The organism is Thiothrix fructosivorans (assembly GCF_017349355.1).
In the GTDB taxonomy this organism is placed as follows: Bacteria; Pseudomonadota; Gammaproteobacteria; order Thiotrichales; family Thiotrichaceae; genus Thiothrix; species Thiothrix fructosivorans.
Window position 1 is genome coordinate 218,265 of the sequence record NZ_JAFMPM010000008.1, and the last position, 26,365, is coordinate 244,629.

At 50.6% G+C, this 26,365-nt stretch carries 26 protein-coding genes; 10 read left to right on the top strand and 16 right to left on the bottom strand.

Annotated features, from left to right (window positions below):
* Positions 1–163 precede the first annotated feature (163 nt).
* Positions 164–850 (top strand): cytochrome b/b6 domain-containing protein, encoded by a 687-nt coding sequence (locus J1836_RS15325; protein ID WP_207252008.1) that lies wholly within the window; start codon positions 164–166, stop codon positions 848–850.
* Here J1836_RS15325 and J1836_RS15330 read toward each other — a convergent pair whose 3' ends face one another.
* Positions 851–1,462 carry a ubiquinone biosynthesis accessory factor UbiJ gene (locus J1836_RS15330; protein ID WP_207252009.1) on the bottom strand — a complete coding sequence of 204 codons (612 nt, stop codon included), beginning with the start codon at positions 1,460–1,462 and terminating at the stop codon, positions 851–853.
* Here J1836_RS15330 and J1836_RS15335 point away from each other — a divergent pair.
* The 4 genes from J1836_RS15335 to msrQ all read left to right on the top strand — a co-directional run bounded on the left by J1836_RS15335 (position 1,461) and on the right by msrQ (position 4,061).
* Positions 1,461–1,631, top strand: a complete 171-nt coding sequence (locus tag J1836_RS15335) for a hypothetical protein (RefSeq protein WP_207252010.1) — start codon at positions 1,461–1,463, stop codon at positions 1,629–1,631. The genes J1836_RS15330 and J1836_RS15335 overlap by 2 nt on opposite strands.
* Complete coding sequence (locus J1836_RS15340; protein WP_207252011.1) at positions 1,628–2,383, top strand: hypothetical protein; 756 nt, start codon at positions 1,628–1,630, stop codon at positions 2,381–2,383. Before J1836_RS15335 ends, J1836_RS15340 begins: the two co-directional genes overlap by 4 nt.
* A 68-nt stretch (positions 2,384–2,451) precedes the next feature.
* Entirely contained in the window at positions 2,452–3,366 is a 915-nt protein-coding gene (gene msrP, locus J1836_RS15345) for a protein-methionine-sulfoxide reductase catalytic subunit MsrP (RefSeq protein ID WP_207252012.1), read from the top strand.
* Positions 3,366–4,061, top strand: a complete 696-nt coding sequence (msrQ, locus tag J1836_RS15350; protein ID WP_207252013.1) for a protein-methionine-sulfoxide reductase heme-binding subunit MsrQ — start codon at positions 3,366–3,368, stop codon at positions 4,059–4,061. The genes msrP and msrQ overlap by 1 nt, the downstream gene beginning before the upstream one ends.
* On the opposite strand, the gene J1836_RS15355 is transcribed toward msrQ, so the two are convergent.
* The 4 genes from J1836_RS15355 to J1836_RS15370 are packed head-to-tail and all read right to left on the bottom strand — an operon-like array spanning position 3,976 to position 7,534.
* Positions 3,976–5,028 carry an HD-GYP domain-containing protein gene (locus J1836_RS15355; protein ID WP_207252014.1) on the bottom strand — a complete coding sequence of 351 codons (1,053 nt, stop codon included), beginning with the start codon at positions 5,026–5,028 and terminating at the stop codon, positions 3,976–3,978. The two genes, msrQ and J1836_RS15355, sit on opposite strands and share 86 nt — an antisense overlap.
* Positions 5,021–5,524: a Rab family GTPase gene (locus tag J1836_RS15360; protein ID WP_207252015.1), complete on the bottom strand. Its 504-nt coding sequence runs from the start codon at positions 5,522–5,524 to the stop codon at positions 5,021–5,023. The genes J1836_RS15355 and J1836_RS15360 overlap by 8 nt, the downstream gene beginning before the upstream one ends.
* 9 nt (positions 5,525–5,533) lie before the next feature.
* A complete protein-coding gene (locus tag J1836_RS15365; RefSeq protein WP_207252016.1) occupies positions 5,534–7,009 on the bottom strand; it encodes an OmpA family protein in 1,476 nt (491 codons plus the stop codon).
* A gap of 3 nt (positions 7,010–7,012) precedes the next feature.
* The gene (locus J1836_RS15370) at positions 7,013–7,534 is read right to left on the bottom strand and encodes a kinetochore Spc7 family protein (RefSeq protein WP_207252017.1); all 522 of its coding nucleotides are present in this window, start codon (positions 7,532–7,534) and stop codon (positions 7,013–7,015) included.
* Positions 7,535–7,701: 167 nt separating this feature from the next.
* Here J1836_RS15370 and J1836_RS15375 point away from each other — a divergent pair, with 167 nt between their 5' ends.
* Both J1836_RS15375 and J1836_RS15380 read left to right on the top strand, forming a co-directional pair.
* A complete protein-coding gene (locus tag J1836_RS15375; RefSeq protein ID WP_242632874.1) occupies positions 7,702–8,538 on the top strand; it encodes a CbbQ/NirQ/NorQ/GpvN family protein in 837 nt (278 codons plus the stop codon).
* Between the two features lie 9 nt (positions 8,539–8,547).
* A complete protein-coding gene (locus J1836_RS15380; RefSeq protein WP_207252019.1) occupies positions 8,548–10,683 on the top strand; it encodes a nitric oxide reductase activation protein NorD in 2,136 nt (711 codons plus the stop codon).
* A 65-nt stretch (positions 10,684–10,748) separates the two neighbouring features.
* On the opposite strand, the gene mdoH is transcribed toward J1836_RS15380, so the two are convergent.
* The 3 genes from mdoH to J1836_RS15395 form a co-directional block, all read right to left on the bottom strand.
* Positions 10,749–12,776 carry a glucans biosynthesis glucosyltransferase MdoH gene (gene mdoH / locus J1836_RS15385; protein ID WP_207252020.1) on the bottom strand — a complete coding sequence of 676 codons (2,028 nt, stop codon included), beginning with the start codon at positions 12,774–12,776 and terminating at the stop codon, positions 10,749–10,751.
* On the bottom strand, positions 12,773–13,219 hold the full coding sequence (locus J1836_RS15390; protein WP_207252021.1) for a hypothetical protein: 447 nt from the start codon (positions 13,217–13,219) through the stop codon (positions 12,773–12,775). The genes mdoH and J1836_RS15390 overlap by 4 nt, the downstream gene beginning before the upstream one ends.
* Before the next feature lie 68 nt (positions 13,220–13,287).
* Positions 13,288–14,814, bottom strand: coding sequence for an OpgD/OpgG family glucan biosynthesis protein (locus J1836_RS15395; RefSeq protein WP_207252022.1), 1,527 nt, complete (start codon positions 14,812–14,814; stop codon positions 13,288–13,290).
* A 197-nt stretch (positions 14,815–15,011) separates the two neighbouring features.
* Between J1836_RS15395 and opgC the strand changes: the two genes are divergently transcribed.
* A complete protein-coding gene (gene opgC, locus J1836_RS15400; protein ID WP_207252023.1) occupies positions 15,012–16,193 on the top strand; it encodes an OpgC domain-containing protein in 1,182 nt (393 codons plus the stop codon).
* On the opposite strand, the gene ubiE is transcribed toward opgC, so the two are convergent.
* Positions 16,139–16,891: a bifunctional demethylmenaquinone methyltransferase/2-methoxy-6-polyprenyl-1,4-benzoquinol methylase UbiE gene (ubiE, locus tag J1836_RS15405; protein ID WP_207252024.1), complete on the bottom strand. Its 753-nt coding sequence runs from the start codon at positions 16,889–16,891 to the stop codon at positions 16,139–16,141. The two genes, opgC and ubiE, sit on opposite strands and share 55 nt — an antisense overlap.
* Before the next feature lie 74 nt (positions 16,892–16,965).
* On the opposite strand from ubiE, the gene J1836_RS15410 reads away from it, so the two are divergent.
* Positions 16,966–17,397: a hypothetical protein gene (locus tag J1836_RS15410; protein WP_207252025.1), complete on the top strand. Its 432-nt coding sequence runs from the start codon at positions 16,966–16,968 to the stop codon at positions 17,395–17,397.
* On the opposite strand, the gene J1836_RS15415 is transcribed toward J1836_RS15410, so the two are convergent.
* From J1836_RS15415 to pilB, 3 genes are all read right to left on the bottom strand, one after another.
* Complete coding sequence (locus J1836_RS15415; protein WP_207252026.1) at positions 17,394–18,266, bottom strand: prepilin peptidase; 873 nt, start codon at positions 18,264–18,266, stop codon at positions 17,394–17,396. The genes J1836_RS15410 and J1836_RS15415 overlap by 4 nt on opposite strands.
* A gap of 15 nt (positions 18,267–18,281) precedes the next feature.
* Positions 18,282–19,529: a type II secretion system F family protein gene (locus J1836_RS15420; protein ID WP_207252027.1), complete on the bottom strand. Its 1,248-nt coding sequence runs from the start codon at positions 19,527–19,529 to the stop codon at positions 18,282–18,284.
* Between the two features lie 94 nt (positions 19,530–19,623).
* Entirely contained in the window at positions 19,624–21,351 is a 1,728-nt protein-coding gene (gene pilB, locus J1836_RS15425; protein ID WP_207252028.1) for a type IV-A pilus assembly ATPase PilB, read from the bottom strand.
* Between the two features lie 454 nt (positions 21,352–21,805).
* Between pilB and J1836_RS15430 the strand changes: the two genes are divergently transcribed.
* The gene (locus J1836_RS15430; protein WP_207252029.1) at positions 21,806–22,708 is read left to right on the top strand and encodes an Rpn family recombination-promoting nuclease/putative transposase; all 903 of its coding nucleotides are present in this window, start codon (positions 21,806–21,808) and stop codon (positions 22,706–22,708) included.
* A 101-nt stretch (positions 22,709–22,809) separates the two neighbouring features.
* On the opposite strand, the gene tfpZ is transcribed toward J1836_RS15430, so the two are convergent.
* The 4 genes from tfpZ to J1836_RS15450 all read right to left on the bottom strand — a co-directional run bounded on the left by tfpZ (position 22,810) and on the right by J1836_RS15450 (position 26,350).
* Positions 22,810–23,577: a TfpX/TfpZ family type IV pilin accessory protein gene (gene tfpZ, locus J1836_RS15435; protein WP_207252030.1), complete on the bottom strand. Its 768-nt coding sequence runs from the start codon at positions 23,575–23,577 to the stop codon at positions 22,810–22,812.
* Between the two features lie 40 nt (positions 23,578–23,617).
* The gene (locus J1836_RS15440; protein WP_207252031.1) at positions 23,618–24,073 is read right to left on the bottom strand and encodes a pilin; all 456 of its coding nucleotides are present in this window, start codon (positions 24,071–24,073) and stop codon (positions 23,618–23,620) included.
* A 65-nt stretch (positions 24,074–24,138) separates the two neighbouring features.
* Positions 24,139–24,696 carry a pilin gene (locus tag J1836_RS15445; protein ID WP_207253167.1) on the bottom strand — a complete coding sequence of 186 codons (558 nt, stop codon included), beginning with the start codon at positions 24,694–24,696 and terminating at the stop codon, positions 24,139–24,141.
* Positions 24,697–24,919: 223 nt separating this feature from the next.
* The gene (locus J1836_RS15450) at positions 24,920–26,350 is read right to left on the bottom strand and encodes a sigma-54-dependent transcriptional regulator (protein WP_207252032.1); all 1,431 of its coding nucleotides are present in this window, start codon (positions 26,348–26,350) and stop codon (positions 24,920–24,922) included.
* Positions 26,351–26,365 lie beyond the last annotated feature (15 nt).

Below are 26,365 nucleotides of genomic sequence, written 5' to 3' on the forward strand. Positions count from 1 at the left end.
AACGGGGAAGGTGTTCTTGAAGTAACCGGAGGGAACTGTTGAAACTGCCAGGGTAATCTCTGTAGCTTGTGCGAGGGTAGGCTAATCGCAGGCTGAATGCCACTATTATTTTTGAATTCCTGCTAGACTAGTCGTCCATTACTGACTGGCAAGCGAGGCTATTATGCAGCAGGAAAAGATACGGTACGTCTTAATATGGTCGGGTTGGGTGCGCCTGATTCATGGGTTGATTACTGCTGGGGTGTTATTTTTGTTCGTGAGTGCTTGGGCACTTCAGCTTGGTGCAGTGGATTACGATTTCTGGCGCGATTGGCATACGATTGTGGGGCAATTGTTGATTATTACGGTAGTGGCACGGGTGATTCTGATGTTCCTATTGCCGGGGAGTGCGAGTTGGCGAGCGTTTTTGCCGGATAAGGCACAGTGGGAGGGTATGAAGCAAATGGCGTTGTTCTACCTGAGTTTTGCGCGGTTTCCCTTGCCGAATTGGTTTGCGCATAACCCGTTTTGGCGCTTGCTGTATCCGCTATTGTTGGTGGTGTTGGTCGCGTGTGGTATCACGGGATTGGTATATAACTCAGCGAATACCTTCCTCGGTATGTCGATGTTTGGGCTGCATGGCGGCTTGGCGCAAGTGATTTTGATTTTCACCGTGGCGCATCTGGTGGCGGTTGTCTTGCACGACTTGAAAGGCAAGGGGGCGGCAATTTCGGGCATGATCAATGGTTACCGCTATTTCCACATCGAAAAGTCGGAAGGTGAGCAGCAGGCAAATCCTACTGCGGCAGTTGGCAAGGCTTCTATCGTGCATGTGTCTATCGACAGTATCAAGCGACCACCCAAGCCTTAATCAGGCTTCCAGCCGTTTCAAGCGGGCTTCCAGCCGATCCACATCCATGCGCAGTGTATCGACTTCATCCAAATAGCGGTGGATTTCGGCATCGGCGGGGAGTAAGCGTGCTTCTTCTTGCAAATATTCGCGGGTATTCAAACGCATCGCATGGGCGGAACTGTCCAGCCAGCCTTTGGTGTCGCGTGCCAATTGCCCCATTTGATGTGCCAAGGTATCGCCGACAGCGCGTGAGGCTAATTCTTCCCAATCCACGTCGATTTCGCGCAAAATCTGGCTGAAACGGTTGCCCAAGCCCATATCACCGTCGATTTTAATGCCTTGTTCCAGCATAGCTCTGCCGGTGTCCTCGGCAGCGGATAAGCGCATCAATGCGAGTGCAGAACCTTGAATCGTGACATCCGGCGCAGCATCATAGGCGGTGGTCACGCGCACAGTATCAGCAGTCGGCAAGAAATACAGTTTCAGATCAGGGTTACTGATGTGCAAGCAAATGAGTTTACCCTGCATGGCTTGCAGGCGTTCCAGTGCATTGCCGTAGCTGGCTTTATCCAGCGTCAACCACGTATTGAAAGCGGTTTCGAGGGTGGCGGTTAGGGCGGCAAATAGCATGAGGTTAATTCCTTACGAGCGGTATTGCATGGTGGGTGATGATACTACAGGGCGGGTGATTTTTCGTGCGGATTGGTGTTTAATCTATGCCTATTTTTTCACCTACTTGCAGGGCTTGATACGCATGAAATACACACTGATCAAAGGTTCATTCCACGTTGTGGGGTGAAAAAAGCCGAATGGAAGTCATGGGGCAAAAATACGTGGATTGAGCGTGCCTGTTTTGAATGTGATGCGAAAGAAGTCTGGGTAAAAGACAAGTTGCAAGACGTGCTGCCCGGTTACATTGTCACCAGTGAAGTGGAAAAAAACGGTCGCCCCTTGTCATGGGTTTTCTCTGGCGATACAGATATTGCTGACGGTACGGATTTAACCAAAAGCCCATTAGCAGCGATTCTGAAACAAAGCGTCAACTATCAGTTGCTGAAAGAAGGCTTGGTTTATCCCTACTTTTTCATGACCTTAGCGGGTTGTTTGCGCGATATTCTGATGGCAGGCACAAAACTGGCGCAAACCAGTGCTGCTCGTAAACGCGCTGCTGTTGAGAAAAAGCCACTGAAAACGCCCGAAAAAGTTCCTAACCTCTGGTTTTATGACCGCACGGATGCAGGGGTGAAAATCAATGACCTGAAACAGGTCACGGATGAGATGGAAATCTATCCTTACTTATTCCGCAAACTCGCCAAAACGTGGTATCGCCAACAGATGCAGCAGTATTGGGAGGCGGTGCGTGCGGGTAAACCGTTTACCTTCGATCCGCTGGATAAGCGCGTCTCGGTAGAGCGTTTGCTGGAGGATGGTAATCCGTATGTATTTGTGATCAGCGAGCAGGATTTTGTTAAATTTAATGAAATCATTGAGTTGAAGGGTGATACTTTGAGGTTGCGCCATTCGCCGTTGGATTTGGTGTTTCTGTCCTGAGCGGCTAACGGGTTATTTGCATCCAAACCGCCTCCTGTTGCGTAATAGACAGCATACAGGAGGTATTTATGTTAATTAAACGCTCAGACGACCTTACCGACAATGACGTAACCGATTACGCGCTGTACCAGCGTCGCCGCGATTTCCTCAAAACCTTGGGAGGTATCGCTTTGCTGGGGGCAAGCGGTTTGCCACTGATGGCGCAAGCTAAATCGGCTTTTTCAACCGATGAAGAACAAACCCCCTTTGAAGACATTACCACGTACAACAATTTCTACGAATTCGGCACGGATAAAGGCGACCCCGCCCGCTACGCAAGCTCGCTAAAAACCACGCCGTGGAGTGTGACGGTGGATGGTGAATGCGAAAAACCCGGTAAGCTCAATTTGGAAGATTTGCTTAAGCCGCACAGCACCGAAGAGCGCATTTACCGCTTACGCTGCGTAGAAGGCTGGTCGATGGTGATTCCGTGGCAAGGTTTCCCGCTGGCAGATTTGCTGAAGCGCTTTAACCCTACCGCTAACGCCAAATACGTGCGCTTTGAAACCTTGGTTGACCCCGATCAACTGCCGGGGCAAAAACGCAGCGTATTGGATTGGCCTTACACCGAAGGTTTGCGCATGGATGAGGCGATGCACCCGTTAAGTTTCATGGCAACGGGCTTATACGGCAAGGATTTGCTGAACCAGAACGGCGCACCGTTACGGCTGGTGGTGCCGTGGAAGTATGGCTTCAAGAGCATTAAATCCATTGTCAGGATCAGTTTTGTGGCAGAACAACCCGATACCAGTTGGGGGCGTTCCGCGCCGGAAGAATACGGTTTTTATTCCAACGTGAACCCGGATGTCGATCATCCGCGTTGGAGTCAACGCAAGGAGCGCCGTATCGGTGAGTTCCGCAAGCGTGAAACCTTGCCCTTCAATGGTTATGCTGAGCAGGTCGCGAGCCTGTATAGCGGCATGGATTTACGGAAGAACTTTTAATGAACCTGCGAGTGAACATCCGCGAACCCTATTTCACCAAGGTATTCAAACCCGCTGTGTTTGTACTGGCATTGCTGCCGTTGGCGTTGCTGGGGTGGGGCGTGTGGCAAGACACGCTGGGGGCGAATCCGATTGAAACGATTACGCGCAGCTTGGGGGAATGGGGTTTACGCTTTTTACTGTTAACGCTGCTGATCTCCACACTGCGGCGAGCGACAGGCTGGGGGCAAGGGGTAAGGATGCGCCGTATGCTGGGCCTGTTCGCTTTTTTTTATGGCACGCTGCATTTGTTGAGTTATCTGTGGCTTGACCAGTTTTTTGATTGGGCGGAAATCTGGCACGATATTGTGAAACGTCCGTTTATTACCATGGGCATGTTGGCATTTGTGTTGATGATGCCGCTGGCATTGACTTCCTTCAAAGCGGCGATACGCAAGCTGGGGCGACAGTGGCAACGCCTACATACTTTGATTTACCCGCTGACCATGCTGGTCGTGCTGCATTTTTGGTGGTTGGCAGATAGCAAAGCGCGGACGGTTATGCCGCTGGTTTACATCGTATTGCTGGCACTGTTGTTAGGGGAACGGCTGTTTCACTGGCTGCGTAGTCTTAATAAGACACCAGCAAGTCGCCGATCTCGTTCACTTCCTGCCGGATACGCCGCATCACGGGTAATAGCCCAGAGAAGACCTTGAATAAGTCTGGATCAAGGTGCGAACCAGTCATGCTTGCCATTAAATCCAGCGCTTCTTGCTCGCACATGGCTTTTTTGTAGACGCGTTCGTGTACCAGCGCATCGTAAATATCCACAATTGCAGTGATACGGGCGGATTCGGGAATGTCTTCGCCGATTAGCCCGCGTGGATAGCCAGAGCCGTCCCATTTTTCGTGGTGGCAGAAGGCAATTTGTGCCGCCATATCGAGCACGGGAATATTGGAGTCATGCAACATCTTTGCGCCGATTTCGGTGTGACGTTTCATGATGTCGAATTCTACCTCGGTGAGTTTGCCCTTTTTCAGTAAAATACGGTCGGGAATGCCAATTTTGCCAATGTCATGCATAGGGGCAGCGATACGAATGTCGTCAATCTGTTGCGTGTTCCAACCCAAGGCTTTGCCCATTGCCGCCGCATATAAGCCGATACGCTTGACGTGTGCGCCTGTTTCTTCGTCGCGGTAACTGGTGAGACTGACCAGTTTAATGGCAATTTCTTCTTCACGCTGTTTGATTTTAAGGGTGCGTTTGTGAACTTCGTTTTCGAGCTTTTCTTGGGTGAGTAAGCCTTCGCGCAGTTGTTGCAAGTGGCTGACTTCTTGGCGGTATTTTTCACCGAGATTTTGCAGCAAAAGGATGGCTTTACCATTAGCACAAAACGCACTGGCTTCGAGGGCTAGTTCGTTGCCGAGTTCGTCGATTTCCACCCACACGCCAGAGGTTAGTGGAGTGGTTTGTTGGGTTTGCCAGTGGTGTTCGGCATCTTCCATGAAACAGGTGAGGTAGGGAAATGTATGTGTTAATACACTATCGTTAGCGACACTTTGCCCCAAAAAAAACACTAACCAGTCGGGTGTATTGGACAATAGGCGGAATTGTTCGGTGGTTTGGCGGGAAAATATCGCGAGATTTAATGAACTGCAGATGCTGGTGAGGAGTTTATCCATGTTGTTTACTCCATTGTTGAATCAATTGTAGGAACATGTTTTCAACACCTAAGTCTTGTTTGGCACTGGTTTCTACAATGGGGTGACCGAATTGATGCAAGTGTTGGTATTGCAGTGTATCAAGCTGCCATGAGGTTTTAATATCGGATTTATTGAGTGCAAACACGGCGGGTAGATGTCCGACCGTGGTTTTGACCATTTCGTGGATAGCGATGGCAGCGTCATAGGAGTGCGGACGGGTAGGGTCGATAACAATAATATAGCCGCCCATGCCGCGCAGGTACGCTGGGCGAATGCTGGTGAAATCATCTTCTCCGGCAATGTCCCACAGCATGAGTGAATAGTCTTGGTCGGCGACGCGCAGTTGTTTTTTGTCAATTTTAACACCTACCGTAGTGAGGTATTTGTCACCGAACAGGCTATCAACGTAGCGACGTATTAGGCTTGTTTTGCCTACGGAAAATGACCCTAGCAGGCATATTTTTTGTTGAATCATGTTTGTTCTCTAGTAAAGACTGACCTGATACTGAGTGCTGCGTTCATTTTTGTGCATGGTAGCCGGAATATCGGCTTGTTTTACGCCGTAAGCAACCAGCGTGAAGGCGGGTATTCCCGCTTTGATTAAGGTTGTACGCATCTTGTCTGCGCGTTGTTGGGCGAGGAGTTGATTGCTTGCTGCTGAACCGCTGTCATCGACATTACCAAAAATCATAATTTGCACAGTTTGATCGGTTTGTTGGGTTATTTGCAACAATTCACGGATGTGTTGCGTCAGCGTTTTAATGCTAGGGTGATGGGGATCAATGTCGGTCTTGGCTTTTTCAAAGGTGTAGCTGGCGGCTTCTATCTGGGTGCGAAGCGTGGTAATGCGAGCCGCGTTGCGTGCTTGTTGTTGGGTTTGTTGTAATTTTTCAGCGTCTTGAGCATCCAACAGTGTTTGTAAGGAAGCTTGTAGCGCTATTTGCTGGGTGTGTTGTTGTTGCAATTGTCGGGTTAGGTTTTGCAGTGCGTCTTGTTGATTTTTTTCAGTAATGGCTAGCTGCATTTGTTGTTGTACTTGAGATTGTTGGTATTGGTATATCCACCATACACCCGCGCCGACGCTGGTGAGAAGTAAGGTATACGCCAGCCACGGTGGGCGTTTTTCTTTGATTTTGTGCTTTTTAACGAGGCAATCGTGCAGTAGCGGTTCGAGGCTGGCAAAAGCACCCGCATCGCCTTGGTAATCTTGCAGTGCAAGGCGGTGTTGGTGGTGAATGGTTTCAGACGTTTCCACCAGTAAGGTGCGCAATTCGCTGGGAGGATTACCGCGTACCACGATGGCTAAGACCGCATGGGGGCCGTGTTCAATCAACACGGTCAGTTCGCCCAAGCGCAACGTTTCCAGATTGCTATTGCCTTCGCCTGCGAACGAGTCTTGGATGAAGTCTTGAATCGCGGTCAACATCGCCGAGACAATTTCGGGGTCTTTGCCTGCCACGTTTTCGGAGACAACGTGTTGCAACAGCAAGCCCGTGTTGTGGTGGATCAGGAAGGCTTGCTCAACTTGGTAAATCAGTGTGCGGAGTAGCACAATTTCGGCGTAACTTTTGCCCGTGCGCCAAGCGTCAAAACGCCACTTCCACGAGCGCACCGACAGGCTTTGTTCCAACAACTGATTGAAATTGGCAAGGGCTTCGTTAAGGGCTTGCTGGATGGATTTGCGGATGGCAGGGCCCATGACGGGGTAGAGCACATCTGCAAAACGTTGCGGGTCGCTACTGATGGAGTAGCTAATCGCTTGCTCCACCGTGGGAGCTAAGACGGCGGATACTGCTCCATCTTTGGCTTCGCGGTGCTGAAGCGCTTCGGCAATCACGCTGGCAACCCGCTCACTGTATTGCTCGGAATCTTCCCATTGCGCTTTTAAGGCTAAAAGCGCGTCGTAATCTTTGCCAAACAGTAAGTGGCGTAATTGTGAAATATCCGGCGTACCCTGCATGGCTTACGCCTTGTCACCCGCCAGTTGATGGCTAATGGTATCCAGCAATCCGGCGAGCATTTTGCGATCTACTTTGTCTTGGCGCAGTTGTTCCGCCGCTTGCTTGATTTGGTTGAGTAATTCGAGGCGCTGTTCTTCCATGACCTGACTGAGCAGTTTGGATTCTTGCTCAATGCGCTGGTTTAGAGTGGTTTCGCTGGTTTGTAACTGACGTTGCAGGCTTTCAATGCTTTTGCTGTTTTGTTCAAGGTGTTTGCGGGCAGCCGTGGTATCACCCATGCGGGCTTTGGCTTCTTGATCCAGCAAGTCTTGCAGCATGTGAATTTCGTGGTTGAGGCTGTCCATGTTTTTGCGCATTTCATCACGCACGGAATTCGTCCATACTTTGACGAAACGTTCCAGATTCGCTAGGCGTTTTTCGTTTTCACGCGTCGTATCACCGAATAGGATGTTACGCACCATGTCGAGATTTTTGTCTTGTGCGGGAGGTGCGAATTCGAGATCTGCTTCTGTTGTTATGGTCATGGGTATAGCCGCCACTGTTGTTATTATTTGGGAATGGGCGAGACGTTAGCATTGTGCTTGGTTGGCTGCCAGTTTTCCTGATGTGTGGTTATCGGCAATACCCGTACAATGCTTGTACCTGTTATGCTCAGATACATCTGATGTCACCAACCACAGGAGTCTGTCGAGTGGAGAATGCCGCTAATTCAACCCATACCGCCCTCATTCACGATCCGTCCACATATGTCATTGAAAAAGAACCTTACTACGTGCCAGTCGGCAATGAAATCACCTTGTTTGAGGCGGCTTACGCCAACCATTTGCCGTTATTGTTGAAAGGTCCTACGGGCTGCGGCAAAACGCGTTTCATGGAATACATGGCGTGGCGCTTACAACGCCCAATGATTACCGTGTCTTGCCATGATGATTTAACTACTTCCGATTTGGTGGGGCGTTATCTGGTTAAACAGGGTGAAACGGTGTGGGTGGATGGTCCGTTGACGCGTGCCGTGCGTGCGGGCGGCATTTGTTACCTTGATGAAATCGTTGAGGCGCGTAAGGATACGATGGTGGTGATTCATCCGCTTGCGGATGATCGGCGCATTATGCCCATCGACAAATTGGGGCAGTTGCTGGAAGCACCGGATAGTTTCTGTCTCGCTATTTCGTACAACCCCGGCTACCAAAGCGTATTGAAAGAACTCAAGCAATCCACTCGCCAGCGTTTTGTTGCCATCGAATTTGACTACCCGAAACCGTCGCTGGAACGCGAAATCATTATTCACGAAACGGGTTTGGATGCGGCGGTCACCGATAAGTTACTGAAACTGGCGGAGATGACTCGTAACCTCAAAGGCAATGGCTTGGAAGAAGGTGCATCCACGCGCTTGTTGGTGCACGCGGGCAAGCTCATTTCCAAAGGGATTGAGCCGCGTGTAGCGTGTCAGGGGGCGATTGCCTTGGCGTTGACTGATGATGGCGACATGATTGCTGCCATTAACGAGTTGATCGGCGCACTGTTCTAGGAGACGGCTTTGAAAGCATCGTTACAACCTTACTCCCACGAAACCTTGCTGGAAAGGCTCGAAGAGCTGTACGAGGTTGAATTCACTTGGTTGAAAGTCGAGCCTTTGGTGGCGGTGTTGGTCAACCTCGATCGGGATACACAAGACTTCATCCTCGGCTGGGCAATGCGCTTGCTGACCACCAATGTCTACATCAGCCACGAATTCATTATTCGCGTGGTGGAGGCGTTGGATCGGTTGGAGCGGCGCGTGATTGAGGCGTGGGCGGTACACGCGGCGGATATTTTCGACCAGCAAGGTTTGCGTCCGGCGTTGATGGTGATCCAGCAAGTCGATAGCTTTCTGGAGAATGCCCACGCCCACGCGGAAGGCATCACCTTTGCGGAAGTCGAGTCGATCTTATCCACCTTCGTGTGCGGTTTGTCGGGGCGGAGGCTAAAATTGGCGCAAGGCGATAGCGTGTACACCGATAGCGAAACGCTGTATTTGCCGAATATTACCGCGCAATTGATCAAGTCTAAGGATAATTTCCTGTTGTGTAAGGCACAGGTGGCGTTTATGTGGGCGCAAACGCGTTTTGGCAGTTTTCGGGTGGATTTTGCCCGCGCGTTTGCGGCTTATCCTGATCCGGCGCAGGCGTTGGCGGCGTTTCATGCGCTGGATACGCTGCGGTTGGAAGCGTACATGGAGCGCGAATTGCCGGGGTTGTGGCGTGATATGCAGCGCTTAGAAGCATTGGATGAAGCGGAAAAGCGTGAGGACTTTTGTGCCTTCCCGCGCCTGCAATCCCCCGATGCCACGGTCAACGATGTGTTGGAGTTAATCCCGCAAGTGCTGGGTTTGCCTTTACCCCAGCGTATTTATCAGCCGCGTCTTGACCCGCAAGCCGTTACTGCCTGCATGTTGGCGCGGATGGAGCGCGAGAAGATTTTGCTGCGGGTGAAGTTGGCGGAGTTGGTGAAGGAACACCAAGAAGAAACCCCTCCCGACCTCCCCTTGTCAGGGGAGGAGGAAGAGAAGAAGGCGGTTGAGCCGCCGGAGTTTGAGTTGTGGGAAATGCAGGAAGGTCAGGGCATGGAGTTGGTGCTGGATGATAAGCCGATTGCGCCGCCGGAAGATGTGAAGCAGTTGCTGACGTCGATTATGTTGGATTGGGGCGATGTGCCGCCGGAGTTTCTTGTGCCTGCGGGGGAGGGTGAATACGACCCGTCTTTGTACCAAAAAGAAGAAAAAGACATTGAGGATGTGTGGAAGGGCATCTACCACGAAGAAGGTGCATTTTTGTACCGTGAGTGGGATTTTGCCCGCCAGCATTACCGCAAGAATTGGTGTGTGGTGCGTGAGTTGGAACTTAGCCCCGGTGATCCGGTGTTTGTGGATAAGGTGCTGGATAAGTATCAGGGCATGATTAAACATTTGCGGCGTACTTTCGAGGCGATGCGCGATGAAAATCGTTTGCTGAAACGCCAATCGCAAGGCGATGACGTGGATATTGATGCGCTGGTGGAAGCGCTTGCCGATAGCCGTGATGGGCGCGAAATGAGCGATAAGCTGTTTCAGCACATGCACCGTGCGGATCGCAGCATGGCGGTGATGTTCATGGTGGACATGAGTGGCAGCACCAAAGGCTGGATCAATGAAGCCGAGCGCGAAGCACTGGTGATGTTGTGCGAAGTGTTGGAAAAGCTGGGTGATCAATACGCGATTTATGGTTTTTCGGGGATTGGGCGTAAGCGTTGCGAGATTTACCGCATTAAGCGCTTTGACGACCCGTATAACGCCGCAACTAAGGCGCGGATTGCGGGGATTATTCCGAAAGATTACACCCGTTTGGGCGTGGCAATTCGCCATTTAACCGAGAAGCTGAATGCGGTGGAGGCGAAAACGCGCTTGCTGATCACGCTCTCGGATGGCAAGCCGGAGGATTATTTCGACATCTACAATACGCAGTATGGGATTGAGGATACGCGCCAAGCCTTGTTTGAAGCGCGGCGCACCGGGATTCACCCGTTTTGCATCACCATCGACCAGCGCGGTAAGGATTATTTGCCGCACATGTACGGTCACGCCAATTGGGTGGAGATTGATGATGTGAAAAAGTTGCCGTTGAAGGTGGCGGATATTTACCGCAGGTTAACGACATAAAGCCATTTAACCAGACAAATCCAAGGGCGGCGTTAGGATTTGTCTGGTGTAAAGCCATCGCTCCCTTACAATTTCGACATCCAATGCTCGTGGAATTGCGTTTCTGGCAGTTGCCAGACTTGCGTATGCAATTGGGTGAGCATCTCGGCATCTTCCATAATGACCAAGCGTTCGCTGTTGGAAATCGAGCTGGGGCCTTTTTCCAGCAAACGTTTGACCAGTTCTTCGCGTTGCTGGCGCGTGCCTTCCGGGACGTTGGTACGTTGCGGGATGTAGGTCATATGCTGCTTGAACGCCAGCGGATCAACCAGTACGCGGATAAACAGGTCGCGAGTGGACATACACGGGTTCGCCAACATGGCTGCGTAATTCTGTTCAAACGCTTGTAGGATGTAGTCGGGTGCAACTTCGTCAGGGGTGCGGAACAAGTTGGTTTTCAAACTGGTTTGTACGCTGGTCAGCATTCCCAACGGCACAGAGAATACCAAGCCTGCAATCACGGGCGACATCCACAAAAACGTCATCGGGTTGGCAATCAACAGCAATACGCCCCACGCCAATCCTGTCCAGCTTATCCAGCCGTATTCACGCATGGCATCAGCCCACACCAAGCCGCCGCCCGTGCGTTGTTGCGTACCCCACACGGCGCGTTTGCCTTGCAAGATTTGCACGACGAATTTGCTGTAAAACATCATCCGCACAGGCGCGGTCAGCATGGACAGGAAGGTTTCCATGAGAATGCTACTGCTCAAGCCGAGGATGCCACCGAAGTGTTCTACGGTGCGTTTGCGAATCGCTTGCGCAATCCCGAAGGTCTTGTAGAAAAACAGCAGAAATAGGGTCATGACCAATAGCGCCGTATTCTCAGGTGTGAGTGGAATCAGCGTGAGCTTGGGGTAAAACACCGCAATCGCGGTGAGCACGACCAGCCAGCCTAACCAGATCAGTGAGCTGATGTAGGACATGATCCCACCTAACAGCAAGAAACGGTGCAGGTTGGGAATGCCATGCGCCCAGATAATCAACCAGTGTTGCAAGTTACCCTGACACCAGCGGCGATCCCGTTTGAGGGAATCCATTAGCGTTGGCGGAGGGCGCTCGAAACTGCCTTCCATGTCGTAGGCTAGCCAAGTTTCCCAGCCTGCACGGCTCAAGAGTGCCGCTTCGACGAAATCGTGGCTGAGGATTTCCCCACCCAATGCACCACCTTCGGGCAGCTTGGGTAAGTGGCAATGCCCCATAAAAGCTTGGGTGCGGATAATAACGTTATGCCCCCAATATTGGCTTTCGCCTAACCACCACCAATGCAGCCCCGCAAAGAAAATCGGGCCGTAGATGCGGTTCACGAATTGTTGCCCACGCGCATACAGCGTATCCAGCCCGATGGTGTAGAGCGGGGTTTGGATTAAGCCGACGCGCTCGTTGCGATCCATCGCATCTACCAAGCGTACCAGTGCGTCGCCAGTCATGAGGCTATCGGCATCCAACACCACCATGTAAGGGTGACGTTTACCCCAACGACGGCAGAAATCCATGACATTGCCGCTTTTCTTCTTGGTGCGGTGTTTGCGGCGGCGGTAGTGAATGCGATCAACTGAACCAACGGTGCGGCACAGTGCCGACCATGCTGCTTCTTCACGCAACCAATTGCTGGCATCGTCGGAATCCGAGAGGATGTAGAACTCGAAGTGTTGCAATTGCCCGGTCTTTTCGAGCGACTGGTAAATGCTTTGCAGCCCGGCGTACACGTAGGCAATGTCTTCGTTATAGATCGGCAGCAAGATGGCGGTGGTATCGCGGGTTTGCAGTTGCGGCAAGGGCGAGGTGGGCGCACTGGCAATGCGGTTTTGCCCACCGAAATTCAATACCCAGATGCCTGCCACCGCTGTCATGAACCCCAGTGCTAGCCATAAGAACAGCACAGCAAAGGGTACGACGACTAAGAGTTTCCATAGAAAACCCAGTTCGCTCGGCAGGTTAGCGCCTAGCCAAAAGGTCGCTAACCCGGTTAAGACGGCAATGGCTGAGAAAAATACCACCCGCCGCCGCAAGGCGGTCGCTTGCCAGGGTATTTGCCCGCTGTGTTCGCTCATTTCGTGATTAAGCGTTGGCGTGGGCGAGAAGATGGCAGCAGGGTAATGGCTTGCAAGGGTGCAACGCGGATACTGCTGCGTTCAAAGCGTGGCCCCGTTTGGGTGCGATTGTCCGCTTTGCCGTCTTGCTCGTCAGTGACGCTATGGGTTGGCTGTGCAGCTTTTTGGGGGGAGCTATCCGCCTTGGCTTGCGCTTGCAGCAAGGCAACTTCTGCTTGTGCTGTGCTAATGAACAGTTGGATGAGTTCTTGCTCACCAAATAATCCGGCACGCGCCAGTTTGCTGGTAATGCGGGTGAGCAATTGTTCGCGTTCTGTTTCCGGCAAACGGTGCAGTTTCAGGTAGGCATTGGCACGCTTTTTTGCCAGTTCCCACGTATTCATTGAAGTGCTCGAATCCAGTGTTGGGTGGCTGGATGCAGTTTGGGCTAGTTGTTCAGTCATGTGTATCAATCCATGCTAGGGTTGTTAAGGTCAATACGTTTGGTGTTGTTGTTATCGGACTGTTCTGCTCATGGTGCATTGCACAATGATTCAGGAATAGCATAAGACCACGTTTCGCTCAAGGAGTTTCCACCGTTGGTCAGGCGAATGGTCGCAGTCATGGGTTTGTCACAGGTTTCAGGGAAGACGGCAGCAATTACGCGCCAGCCTTTCACATAAGGGTTTTCCTGAACCACGACGGGTTTGGTTTGACCTACGCCATTAAAGATTAATTCGGCGGTAGGCGGTTTAGCCAGTTTTGGCAAATCGTTGAAATCGACAATAAAGCGGATACGCCCTTTGTGACCGGGTAAACCATCTACTGCTTTATTGGTTACACGGGTAGCGACGACTTTACCTAATGTGTGTGCGGGTGGCTCATCGGAAAGCCACGATAAACGGTAATGTAAGTGGCGGAAAGCTTGCCCTGCATCGCTTTTCCAGTAGGCTACAATGTTATCCACGATGTCAGATTCAGTATGTAGGCGTAGCAATTGCACGCTGCCTTTACCCCAATCTTCCAGCGGTTCGACCCATACGCTAGGACGAGCGTGATACCACGCCTCCAAGTCTTGATAGTGATCGAAATCGCGGTCACGCTGCATTAAACCAAAGCCTGACAATTGCTGGACGGGCGTTGATTGGAAATTGAAGTAAGGGACTTCCCATAATGGTTGCCATGTCCAATCCTTGCCTGTTTGGAGCATAAGACCATCGGAATCATGTACTTCAGGGCGGTAATCGCCGTAGTGCTGTTGGGAGTTTTCGCCATGAAAAAACATGCTGGTGAGTGGTGCAATGCCGATCTCGGTGATGTCTTTGCGTGGGTAAAGCTGTGTTTCGATTTCTATTTCGGTGGTTTTTCCGGGGGTTAGTATGAAACGGGTTGCACCTGTCGTTGAGGGAGAGTCTAGTAACGCACAAAACACTAATTTTTCTGCGTCTTTTGTCGGTTTTTCCAGCCAAAACTTGGTGTAGTCGGGAAATTCTTCTTGACCTTCCAGCGACGTATTGATGGCTAGACCCCGTGCGGATAATCCATATTTTTGATCCAATCCTAGTGCGCGGAAGTAGCTTGCACCTTGAAAGACCACGGCTTCCGTATAACTGGAGTTTTTACCCCCTAGTTTCGCTAGGATGCGAAAGCCAGTGAATCCCATATTGGCTTCATCTTGTTCAAGATTTAGCCCTTTCACTTCGGTATAATCGTAGTATTTCTTGGAAAACTTGATGGGGTTAGCCGCGCCGTTTTCCCACGCAAACAATTCGATCGGGTGAATGTAATGCATCCCAGGGTGCATGAACTCCAGTTGGAACGGCAGCAGTTCGTCACGCCAAAATGTCTGATTTCCTTTGAACTTGATGTGTTGATAATGGTCGTAAGTAATCCGCCCAGTATCAACCTTCATCATGGGGGTTTTGCTATAGGTCTGGCTAGACAGTTGTTCAGCGACTTGTTTGACGTGTGGGAAGCAACCTTCCTCAGCGTGAGTTGACAAGCTGAACAGGATCAGCCAGACAAATGATAGAAGCTGGATAGGCAAGTTGAATTTCATGATAGGGAAGATACCGAAGAACGCTTTGCTCAGTGGATTGCCAAGATTGACCAAGGGACATGAGTGCGAAATTCTAGAGCAGAATCTAAGGCGCGTCCAGCGGTATATTGTTGGCATATTTATCACTTGGTCGTATAGTTTGCGCCGCACCGCTTACCAACGCTTAGTTAAGCCGCAAGGCAAGGATATTGCATTACATGAACCGTGACATTTCGCTGGACATCCTCAGAGGCTTGATGCTGATTATCATGGCATCCGACCATTTTGGCGAGCCAATTTTCCAGCATCTCTATGAATTTGCTGGGTATGTTAGCGCGGCGGAAGGCTTTGTCTTTTTGTCGGGAATGCTGGTGGCGTTGGTTTACAGCCGCTACCACGTTGCGGGTGGAATGGTCTTGGAACAGCGTGTCTGGAAGCGTGCTGCCGTGATTTATCAGTATCATCTGATGGTGGTGTTAGGAGTCTTTGTGTTCACGGTGGCAACGCAATGGTCGGGGGCGTATTGGACGAGTTTTGCCAATGAGATGCAGGCAGAACCGGCACGCGGTTTGTTATCGGCTATGTTACTGGTGTATCAACCGCCGATGTTGGATGTATTGCCGCTGTATGTTGTGTTGATGTTACTCGCACCGTTTGGGTTGCGTTTGATGTTGCAGTATCAAGCTATTGGGGTAACGATGGTTTTGCTGGGCAGCGCCAGTTTTTGGCTGGCAGCACAGTATGGCTGGGGGCAGGATGTTTTGGCATTGTTGCCGCACGGTTTGTTATTGCGGGGTGGGGCATTTAATTTCATGGCGTGGCAATTGATTTTCGTGCTGGGTATGGTGTTGGGTTTCCTGCGTTTTAACAGCAAGGGTACATTGCCGCGTGTGAATGGCTGGCTATGGTCGGTCAGTGTGGTGGTGATTGTGGCGTTGTACTTGCAGCGGCACGGCTATATACATCGTGATTGGTCGCCGATTGCCGCTTGGTTTCAGGAATACCGCCACATTGGGCGGGATAACCTGTCATGGTTGCGTTTGACGAATTTCTTGGCGTTTGTGTATGTGATTGCAGGGGTGATTGTGTTGCATCGGCGCTATAACATGTTGAAGCTATTGGCTTTACCCGCGCGTTGGTTAGGTTTTCTGGGGCAGCATTCTTTGCAGGTCTTCGCTTACCATCTGGTGGTGTTGTATTGCTACATTCCGTTCCGTTGGGGGGATTGGGCACTGACGGATAATCAGAAGTGGGTGGCGTTGGTATTTTTCCTTGCCAGCTTGAGCTTACCTGCGCTGTGGCATCAAGCCTATTTACAGCGCAAGAAGCAAGCTGCGCAACCAGTTCAGAATTTGAAGCCTTTGTGTAACGCTACAATGCCACCCGTCATATTGGTGTAAGTGGTGCGCTCAAACCCGGCAGCGTCCATCATGCCTTTGAGGGTGGCTTGATCGGGGTGCATACGGATAGATTCCGCCAGATAACGGTAGCTTTCCGCATCATTCGCAATCAATTTGCCCATCATCGGTAGGAATTTGAACGAATATTGGTCGTAGATTGGCGCTAAACCGGGTACGGATGGTTTGGAAAATTCCAGCACCAACAAGCGTCCGCCCGGTTTCAACACGCGGTACATGGAGCGCAGCGCTTTATCCTTATCCGTCACATTCCGCAGCCCAAATGCGATGGTGATAATGTCAAAATGGTTGTCAGCAAACGGCAAGCATTCGGCATTTGCCTGCACATAGCGCACATTGCCACCAATCCCCCTATCCGTTAAGCGTTCCCGCCCGTTTTCCAGCATCGACGCATTAATGTCGGAAAGGATCACTTCGCCATCATCCCCCACGATCCGCGCAAACTTTGAGGCTAAGTCACCTGTGCCGCCTGCTAAGTCCAATACACGGTTGCCGCGTTTCGCGCCTGCTGCATCAATCGTGTAACGTTTCCACAAGCGATGCACGCCAAATGACATTACGTCGTTCATTACGTCGTATTTGTCGGCTACTGAATGAAATACGCTAGCAACCCGACTAGCTTTCTCAGTAACGGGTACTTGTTGAAAACCAAAGTGGGTTGTTTGTTCCTGTTCTGCCATGCGACATGCTTCCGTGTGGTTCAAGTTTCCGGGCATTGTAACAGGCAAACGCTATTTCTACATGGAGTCAGATCATGAAAAAGTTAATAGCAGGCGTTGGGCTAACGGTATTAGCCGTTCCCGCCGCACAAGCGTGGACAGGTAGCATGGATGAGATGCGTACCATGCAGGCGAATGAAAGCAGGCCGATTGTACGGATACAACGCTATCAGGTGGATACTGTGTCGTGTGGGCAATGCCACATTCGTCAGCATCGTACCCACGCCCCCCAGCACCGCCGTGCGCATCAAGCAACGGGTTGGCAGCGTTCGGCGCGTGTCATACCTTACGGCATGTCACAACGTCAGCACGCTACGCGCCAACCTATGCGGCAAGCGCACCCCGTCGTCCGCCCCGTGATGATGCACGCGTATTACGCGCCGTATCGCCAACCAGCGGCACAACATCCGCCGCGCATCCACCGGATTGTGGGGCAAGCACCGCCGATGTGCCGTTATATTCGCTAAGGCATGAAAATACTGGTCATCCATGCTTGGATGTCAGTACGCCAGACCACCGCGACAAAGCCTGCCATTGCCAGCCACGGACCAAACGGCATGGGCAGGCTTTCGCGATTGCGTTTTATCACCATCCACAGGATGCCAAAGAGTGCGCCAAAGGCTGATGAAGCGAAAATCACAAACGGTAGAATTTGCCAACCACCCCATGCACCGAGTGCCGCTAACAGTTTGAAATCACCGTAGCCCATGCCTTCCTTGCCGGTAATCAAGCGGAACAGGTGGAACACTGACCACAGTGCCAAATAACCAAACACTGCTCCGAGCACTGCATCGGGTAACACCACAAACATGCCATTGAGATTGAGCAGCAAGCCGATCCATAGCAAGGGCAAGGTCAGGTTATCGGGTAACAGCATGGTTTTCGCGTCGATCATAAACAACGCTACCAATACCCAAGTGAAGCCCAGTAACGCCAGTAATGTGCCGCTGTAACCGACTTGCCACGCCACCAACATTGACAGCAATGCGGTTGCGGCTTCCACCAGTGGGTATTGCATGGAAATTGGGGTTTTGCAACCCGCACACTTGCCGCGCAAAAACAGGTAACTGATGACCGGAATATTTTCCAACGCAGTAATCTTGTGACCACAAGTCGGGCATTGCGAACGCGGCACGACCAGATTGAAGTCACCCGTATCCAGTTCAGTCATCGGGGTGTCTAACCATTCGTGGCAGTCACGTTTCCATTCACGTTCCATAATAATCGGCAGGCGATAAATGACCACGTTCAAGAAACTGCCGACCAGCAGTGAAAATAAGCCCACGACGCTGACTAACCAGCCAGTGCTGGTGCTCAGTAAATAAATAAGTTCCATGGTGTTATTGGTTTCCTAAACAACAGCCCCAAGTTTAAAGATTGGCAGGTACATCGCAATCACTAAGCTACCCACAATGCCCCCCAGCACCGCCATAATGAGCGGTTCGATTTGTTTTGCCAGTGTGTCGACCAGTGCATCGACTTGTGCTTCGTAGTAGTCCGCCACTTTCGCCAACATTTCTTCGAGTCGCCCGGATTCTTCGCCGATACGCGTCATTTGCACCATCATATTGGGGAATAATTGGGTCGTTTGCATGGCAGTATTCAATTGTACCCCGCGAGCCGTGTCATCTTGAATCCGTCGCGAGGCTTCTTCGTAAAGTGCATTACCCGTAGCACCGGATACCGAATCCATTGCTTCTACCAGCGGTACACCTGCGGCAAACATAGTCGCGAGTGTACGCGCAAACCGCGCTACGGCTGATAAATTTAAGATATTTCCCATGATCGGTATTTTTAGTGAGACTTTATCCACGAAACGGTCAAACGCCGGAGAGCGTTGGCGTGCTTCGGTGAAGCTGACACCGACAGCCACAAAAATAATGATGGGCATCCACCAGTTGGCGACTAGCCAATCTGAGAAGGAAATTACCAGCAAAGTGAATGCCGGTAATTCCGCTCCAAAACTACTGAATACTTCCTTGAACTGTGGAATAACCCAGATCAGCAAAATAGCCGATACCACTACCGCAGCAACCACGACAATAATGGGATACATCATCGCACTTTTCACTTTAGCTTTCAGGGCTTCGCTTTTTTCTTTGTAAGTCGCCACCTTTTCCAGCATGGTTTCGAGCGTACCTGCTTGCTCACCTGCCTTGACCAGGTTGACGAACAGTTTGTCGAAATACTTGGGGTGACGTGATAACGCCGTACCAAGACTTGCACCGCCTTCGATGTCTGCACGTAACTTTTGCACCAATTCACGCACGGAGGCGTTGTCGCCACCGGAAGCCATCAGTTCGAGTGATTGCACCATCGGTACGCCGGAACGCATCATGGTGGTGAGCTGGCGAGCAAATTGGGCAATATCCCCCGGTTTAATCGCCGGTTTAAATAGTGGTTTGGGTTTTTTGTAAATGCGCCCCGGATTGATCCCTTTGCGGCGCAGTTCGGCGCGTAGCCAATTGGGGTTAACTGCTTGGGTTTCGCCGCGCATTTTTACGCCATTGCGATTCACACCTTCCCATTTGTAGGTGGCTTGCTGAGCACTTTTGGATGCTTTGGCGGGCATTGACTTATTGACGGTTTTACTCTGCATGTCGAGGACTCTGCGTTATTTTTATAATCTCCGGTCAGTGTAGCATAGCAGCACATCAGAAGGGTTGTGCTATGGACAATCGGTCATCAGCCGCTTAATCGGAGGTGACGCGCTCGAGTTCGGCGAGTGACGTAACGCCTTGGCGGACTTTATTCAAGGCGGAAAGGCGTAAGTCGAGAATGCCTTCTTTGAGGGCTTGTTCGGCAATTTCGAGGGAGTTGCTGCCATTCATGATCATGCGCCCCATGTCGCTGGAAATGGGCATGACTTGGTAGATACCAACGCGCCCTTTGTAGCCCCGCGAACATTCCGAACAGCCGACTGGCTCATACAATTTTAGGGAAGGAATTTCGTCTGGATGAAACCCCATTTTAAGCAAGACATCACGCGGCACATCCGCTGGTTGTTTGCACTTTTCGCACAAGCGCCGTGCCAGTCGTTGCGCAATAATCAGGTGCACGGATGAGGCAATATTAAACGGTGGCACACCCATGTTCATCAAACGTGTCAGGGTTTCGGGGGCGCTGTTAGTGTGCAGAGTGGATAAGACTAAGTGCCCTGTTTGGGCGGCTTTTATCGAAATTTCAGCCGTTTCCAAGTCACGAATTTCTCCGACCATGATGATGTCTGGGTCTTGGCGCAGGAAGGAGCGCAAGGCTTCGGCAAAGGTCAGCCCGACTTTGGCATTGACGTTGACCTGATTGACACCCGGCATATTGATTTCGGCGGGGTCTTCGGCGGTGGAAATGTTTTTTTCGGGGGTATTCAGAATACCTAACCCTGTGTACAGCGTGACCGTTTTACCGCTACCGGTAGGCCCTGTGACGAGAATCATGCCGTCAGGTTTTTCCAGCGCTTTCATGAAATCGCGTTGTTGCTTGGGTTCAAAACCGAGCTTTTCAACGCCGAGGGTGGCGTTGGAAGAGTCGAGTATCCGCATAACGACCTTTTCACCGAAGAGGGTGGGCAAGGTGTTTACCCGGAAGTCGATCTTTTTTTGGTCGCTGACCGTAAAGCGGATACGCCCGTCTTGCGGGACACGCCGTTCGGAAATGTTCATCCGCGCGAGGACTTTGATGCGTGAAATCAATTGTTGCGCGGAATCGTTCGGGGGGGTTGCCACGACTTGCAGGATGCCGTCGATCCGATAGCGGATGCGCATGTTTTTTTCAAACACTTCGATATGAATATCTGAGGCTTTGGATTTGATACCGTGCGCCAGCAGTTTGTCGACGAATTCGATAACAGCGGGGTCTTCGTCGTCTTTGCTTTTGAGGTCGCGCACATCTAGCAAAATTTCTTTGGCAGCGGCGGGCGCGGCTGCTGTGGGTGAGGAGGCACGACCAGAGGATGTCGGCGTGGCTGCTTGCCCAATAAAGCCATCGTCAGCGTGTAAAAAGCGTTGCAGTTTGTCGAATTCGACAAACACCGGTTCGGGAATGAGTCCGGTGGCAAATTTTACGTCATCAAGATTGGTCAGGTAGGTGGGGTCTGCTAACCCGATGACGAGGTTTTTGCCGCGCTGAAATAAGGGGATCAGGTTGAGTTTGCGCATCTGCTCTTGGTTGAGCAGGGTGGTAATCAGCGGCGGAATGGTAATCTGGTCAAGATCGACCATGCTTAAACCGTACTCTAGGCTGGCGGCGTAGGCGACATCTTTGGTGGATACGACCCGTGACCGAATCAGCCATTCCACCAGCGACACTTTTTCAGAGCGTGCTTTCTGTACCGCTTGGGTAGCCGTCTCCTTGTCGAGCAAATCTTGCACGACTAATTGTCTGGCTAGCCCCGGTAAGGGGATGGATGAGGTCAGAGGAATCATGTATCAGCTTTATTGTGTCGTTATTAAACCTGTATCCGTCATGATAGCGCGTCGAAAGCGACTATAAAATGAATTTATTTTTTAATCGCGGTTTTCCTACTATCTATCATCTTGCTTTTACTGCTGAAGTTGATGCCGAGTAAAATTTACTGGCATGTGTCGGTGTGGTCTTGTTGGACTCTTTATGTGTTAATTCTATCAGTAGGTTTCTCCCAATCCCGTTGATTTTCAATCCACAAACCTTTGAACAGGTCGCGTTTTCCGCTGAAAATGGCGTTGAGGAAAGTAGTCCTTGCCGATGATTGCTTCAAAGGTTTGGATGCCGACGGGGAGTTTTTGCAACATGGGAAGTCCACCGTGGAAAGTGCATGGGGGGAGCATAGCACAGTTCTTGCGGTGCGGTTTTGGGTGGTCTGCTACACTTGTTTTGTCGTCATCATTTAGGGTTGTTGCTATGCAGGACAGGTACGTTAATCCTTTTACCGATTTTGGCTTTAAGAAGCTGTTCGGGGAAGAACCACACAAGGAGCTGTTGATCAGTTTTCTTAATACTTTGTTGCCTGAAAAACACCAAATTCAGGATTTGCAGTACACCCGTAATGAACAGCAAGGGGCGAGCATTCTCGACCGTAAAGCTATTTTCGATTTGAGCTGTGTTAGCTTGACGGGTGAGCGCTTCATTGTCGAATTACAGAAAGCCAAACAGAATTATTTTAAAGACCGTAGCTTGTATTACGCCACGTTCCCGATTCAGGAGCAGGCGCAACGGGGGGATTGGGATTACAAGCTGGCGGCGGTGTATACGGTTGGTATTCTGGACTTTACGTTTGAGGAAGATCGGGAGGCAGCAGAAAAGCCAGTGATGCATTTTATTCAGCTAAAAAATCAGAATGGACATGTTTTTTACGATAAATTGACCTTCATTTATCTGACATTGCCGTATTTTCAGAAGACGCTGGCGGAGTTGCAAACGGATCAGGATAAGTGGTTTTACATTTTTAAGCATTTACACGAGTTGCAGGAAATTCCACCTGTATTGCAGGGTACGGTTTTTCTCAAATTGTTTGAAGCGGCGCAGATTGCTTGTTTCAATCCGGCGGAGCGCCAAGCCTACGAAGACAGCCTTAAATATTACCGTGATCTCAAAAATGTGACGGATACCGCTCGTGAAGAAGGCTGGGAGGAAGGACGAGGGGAGGGACGAGAGGAAGGTATCAGTATCGGGGTTGAGCGCGGTAAGCAAGAGGAACAACGCAAGGTTATTCTTGCTTTGTCCGCTAAGGGTTTGGATGTGGCCTTCATCGCTGATACTTTGAATCTATCGGTCGATTTTGTGCAACAAGTGATGGCGGTGTAGTGATTAGGGGACTATGGGCATCCGTACCAAGGTGATTCCGCAGATGCGAGCGTTTAATGGTACGGAGCCGGTATTTGAAGCGACGGAGGATTACTTGAAAATCACTTTACTGAGGCAACCGTTGCCTGTTGCCACGGGTTAATATCCAACGTCCCTACGGGTTTGCCTGTGGTGCGATCCCATGCCCATAGCACATCGTACTCTTTGCCCACCAGCGGTAGATAAGCGTAGTCAGCGGCTGTTTTGCCGTGTTCTGCTAAAAATTTAGCTAACTTTTGTTGGTGTTCTGGTTTAGCAGCTAAGGCTTCTGGCTTTATACCGTTGGCAAAAACTGTTTGGGTGAATTTGCTGAACGGCTCGTAATATTCGGGGCGGGCATCAATATCAGGTTTACCGGACAAAACTTCCATTGTAACCCGTGACATTTCTGCTGGGTCAGTGGGTTTTTGCACATAAACAATCGTTGGGCCGGTCAGCTTGGATTTTTTTAATTCAGCATATTTAGCAGCATTTGGCGATACTTCGTTGGTGTTAATCGGGGTGAAACGATCACCAGCATAAGCGACGTAAAGCGGGTGGGCTTCATAAATGGTGTGCATCCCATAAGCCAGTGCCGCTACTTGCACCATTGCAATGACTGCCAAGTCAAATTTAAGGGTGGATTTTAACGGCTTGAATACCACCAGCGTTAGCAAAGGGCCGAGAATAACATCGACTGTCACTAGAATCAGTAGAATGCTGGTTAGCCCAGAAATACTGAAAAAAGGTTCTGGATACCAGACGGTCAAAGCAAAAGCGAGAAAACACCCAACCACTAATGCGCTAATACTCAGGTGGATGAGTGCGGCTTTGAGTTTGTGCTTAATCATGTTTGTTCTCCGTTATTGTTGATCAAGGTTTTCAGTGGTGTTAACTATTGCTACGGCAGGAAGGGGGGCGGTACATATCAGGTAATGTTCCCCCTTTGCAATCCAGCGTAATCAGTTCTGAATTGGTTTGGAATAGGTAAATCATGGTCATACCATCAATAACTCCCATGTTTTGGAAGGTTACTTGTATGCGGGCGTTAGCCGTATCGAGTTTGCTATAGACGGCATCACTAATGACATCGGATGACATCATCATATTTTCAACGGCAGTAGCCGCGTTAGAGGTTGCATCGGGCATAGCGGCTTGCGTGAAGTATTCTTCCCAGATTTGAATTTTAGCAGCAGCAGAGAAGCGTGTGACTTCAACCATTTTGGCGCGGATGATATATAACTGATAAGCGGGCAGGGCAAGGGCTGCAAGAATGCCAATAATAGCAACGACGATCATCAGTTCAATGAGTGTAAAACCTTGTTGTTTTTGTTTATTGGTTTTCATACTTTACCCCCACGAAGAAAGAGCGCCTTGGCGCTCTTTCTTGTTGTTACCCTAAGCGAACCAACTTAACGGCAAGCAGCAGGAACGTACTTAGCTTGAACGTTGGTAGCAACGGTTGCTTGTGCTGGAGCCATTTTCGCAGCAAAAGAAGATTCATTTGTTGCAGACTCGCAAGACCAGTCAATAGAACCGCTCACGCCAGCAATTTGAGCATCTTTCAATTGTTTTGCGGCAGCAGTATTTACACCATCACGGATATACGGGGTCAGTGTAATGGCTGTACCGCCAGCGCCTAAACCTACAGAGTCTTTGTTATATTGAATGGTGATAACGCCTGTATCAACTGCCATCAAAACACTGTCTACAAATTTACTGGTTGCACCTTTATCAGATGCTTGTTTGTTCCAAGTAGCAACCACACGATTCAAGTCATCTTTGGCGGCGGAACCTTCAGTGGCAACAGCCATTTTTGCTGGTTCTGCCAGACCTAAACCTTCTGTTACTTTTGCGCGGATGGTGTAATCTTGATAAGCAGGCAGTGCAATCGCCGCCAAAATACCGATAATCGCCACCACGATCATTAATTCGATTAAAGTGAAACCCGCTTGTGCTTTAGATTTCATTGTTTTCATACTCATTTTCGTCATTTCCTTATTGTTAGGATTTGTTGGGATTTTATTGTCTTGAGACACCGTTAGTAATGCAGAAGCCGTGCCAACGTTGATATGAATACAATCGGTCATTTTATCGGGATAAGCGGTGATTTTTGTTGGTATTGTCGGCGAAAGTGACAGCTTGCCGACTGTCCGAAAGTGACAAAAACGGCAAGGTTGTCAAAACCGCACGTTACCCCTCATCCAACCCATACTTCTGAATCCGATAGCGCAACTGCCGGAACGACATCCCCAACACTTCAGCCGCCTTGGTACGATTCCAGCGCGTTTGCTCCAACGCCCGCAAAATCAGATCACGCTCCGCCTCTTCATCCACCGGATTCCAAGCAGGCAAAACCTCCACCTCTACTTTCCCTTTTTGCCCCTCACCCCTTGTGGGGGAGGGGTTGGGGAGGGGGGTAACAACGGCGTTAGCCGTTGCACTCTCCAGCATGGTCGGTAACTGCAAATCATCCGGCTGAATCGTATTGTTATCACACAATGTACTCGCCCGTTCCAGCACGTTTTCCAACTCGCGCACATTCCCCGGAAATTCATAGGCCGCCAGCTCATCCCGCGCCGCTGGCGACAATCGGATTGGCGGCATTTGCCAGCGTTCCGCAATCTTTTTCAGGAAAAAGTCCGCTAACAGCAAAATATCTTCCTGCCGTTCGCGCAATGGCGGTACTTTCAGCTTGATCACATTCAAACGGTAATACAAATCCTGCCGAAAATGCCCAGCCGCCACTTCATGTTCCAAACTCTTGTGGGTTGCACTGAGGATGCGCACATCCACCGCCATTTCTTCCAAGCCCCCCACAGGTTTGACCGCGCCTTCCTGAATCGCCCGCAGCAATTTAACCTGCATGGTCAGTGGCAAATCCGCGACTTCATCCAGAAACAGCGTTCCCTTGTGCGCGGCTTGGAACAGCCCTTGTTTGTCCACTACTGCGCCAGTAAAGCTGCCTTTTTTGTGCCCAAAGAATTCGCTTTCCATCAAGTTTTCAGGAATCGCGCCGCAGTTGACGGGTACAAACGGCGCTTTGGCGCGTGAACCTTGTAGGTGAATTTGATGCGCTACCAACTCTTTACCACTACCCGATTCGCCGTGGATATAGACGGGGGCTTGGCTGCGAGCTAGCTTGTGAATCGTGCCCTTGAGTAACTGCATCGCGGGGGAATTGCCCAAAATGCTGCTGCCGTGGGTAGCACTATTCTCGTCGTCGTTGCTGGTTTGTTGCCCCCGACCCTTGCCTGCCGACAGTTTCAGCGCGGTTTGGATCAGTTCGCGTAATTTCGGCAAATCCACGGGTTTGGATACAAAGTCATACGCGCCTGCTTTGAGGGCTTCGACGGCGGTATCCATGCTGCCAAACGCGGTAATCACTGCGACTGGTGTGTGCGGGTGATGCTTTTGCAAATAGCGCACGATGTCGATGCCATTGCCATCGGGCAATTTCATGTCAGTCAGGCACAGGTTGGGTTGGTATTGTTCGATTTTGTCGAGCGCAGTTTGCACATCGCCTGCCGTGACCGTATTCAGCCCCATGCGCAACAGGGTGATTTCCAGCAATTCACGGATGTCAGGTTCATCGTCGATGATGAGCACGGTTTGTTCAGTCATAATGATTATCTTATT

Excerpts from the sequence above, each read along its gene's own strand:
- J1836_RS15325 (WP_207252008.1), top strand. The coding sequence starts at position 164 with ATGCAGCAGGAAAAGATACGGTACGTCTTAATATGGTCGGGTTGGGTG.
- J1836_RS15335 (WP_207252010.1), top strand. The coding sequence starts at position 1,461 with ATGAGGTTAATTCCTTACGAGCGGTATTGCATGGTGGGTGATGATACT.
- J1836_RS15330 (WP_207252009.1), bottom strand. The coding sequence starts at position 1,462 with ATGCTATTTGCCGCCCTAACCGCCACCCTCGAAACCGCTTTCAATACG.
- msrP (WP_207252012.1), top strand. The coding sequence starts at position 2,452 with ATGTTAATTAAACGCTCAGACGACCTTACCGACAATGACGTAACCGAT.
- msrQ (WP_207252013.1), top strand. The coding sequence starts at position 3,366 with ATGAACCTGCGAGTGAACATCCGCGAACCCTATTTCACCAAGGTATTC.
- J1836_RS15355 (WP_207252014.1), bottom strand. The coding sequence starts at position 5,028 with ATGGATAAACTCCTCACCAGCATCTGCAGTTCATTAAATCTCGCGATA.
- J1836_RS15360 (WP_207252015.1), bottom strand. The coding sequence starts at position 5,524 with ATGATTCAACAAAAAATATGCCTGCTAGGGTCATTTTCCGTAGGCAAA.
- J1836_RS15365 (WP_207252016.1), bottom strand. The coding sequence starts at position 7,009 with ATGCAGGGTACGCCGGATATTTCACAATTACGCCACTTACTGTTTGGC.
- J1836_RS15370 (WP_207252017.1), bottom strand. The coding sequence starts at position 7,534 with ATGACCATAACAACAGAAGCAGATCTCGAATTCGCACCTCCCGCACAA.
- mdoH (WP_207252020.1), bottom strand. The coding sequence starts at position 12,776 with ATGAGCGAACACAGCGGGCAAATACCCTGGCAAGCGACCGCCTTGCGG.
- J1836_RS15390 (WP_207252021.1), bottom strand. The coding sequence starts at position 13,219 with ATGACTGAACAACTAGCCCAAACTGCATCCAGCCACCCAACACTGGAT.
- J1836_RS15395 (WP_207252022.1), bottom strand. The coding sequence starts at position 14,814 with ATGAAATTCAACTTGCCTATCCAGCTTCTATCATTTGTCTGGCTGATC.
- opgC (WP_207252023.1), top strand. The coding sequence starts at position 15,012 with ATGAACCGTGACATTTCGCTGGACATCCTCAGAGGCTTGATGCTGATT.
- ubiE (WP_207252024.1), bottom strand. The coding sequence starts at position 16,891 with ATGGCAGAACAGGAACAAACAACCCACTTTGGTTTTCAACAAGTACCC.
- J1836_RS15410 (WP_207252025.1), top strand. The coding sequence starts at position 16,966 with ATGAAAAAGTTAATAGCAGGCGTTGGGCTAACGGTATTAGCCGTTCCC.
- J1836_RS15415 (WP_207252026.1), bottom strand. The coding sequence starts at position 18,266 with ATGGAACTTATTTATTTACTGAGCACCAGCACTGGCTGGTTAGTCAGC.
- J1836_RS15420 (WP_207252027.1), bottom strand. The coding sequence starts at position 19,529 with ATGCAGAGTAAAACCGTCAATAAGTCAATGCCCGCCAAAGCATCCAAA.
- pilB (WP_207252028.1), bottom strand. The coding sequence starts at position 21,351 with ATGATTCCTCTGACCTCATCCATCCCCTTACCGGGGCTAGCCAGACAA.
- J1836_RS15430 (WP_207252029.1), top strand. The coding sequence starts at position 21,806 with ATGCAGGACAGGTACGTTAATCCTTTTACCGATTTTGGCTTTAAGAAG.
- tfpZ (WP_207252030.1), bottom strand. The coding sequence starts at position 23,577 with ATGATTAAGCACAAACTCAAAGCCGCACTCATCCACCTGAGTATTAGC.
- J1836_RS15440 (WP_207252031.1), bottom strand. The coding sequence starts at position 24,073 with ATGAAAACCAATAAACAAAAACAACAAGGTTTTACACTCATTGAACTG.
- J1836_RS15445 (WP_207253167.1), bottom strand. The coding sequence starts at position 24,696 with ATGAAATCTAAAGCACAAGCGGGTTTCACTTTAATCGAATTAATGATC.
- J1836_RS15450 (WP_207252032.1), bottom strand. The coding sequence starts at position 26,350 with ATGACTGAACAAACCGTGCTCATCATCGACGATGAACCTGACATCCGT.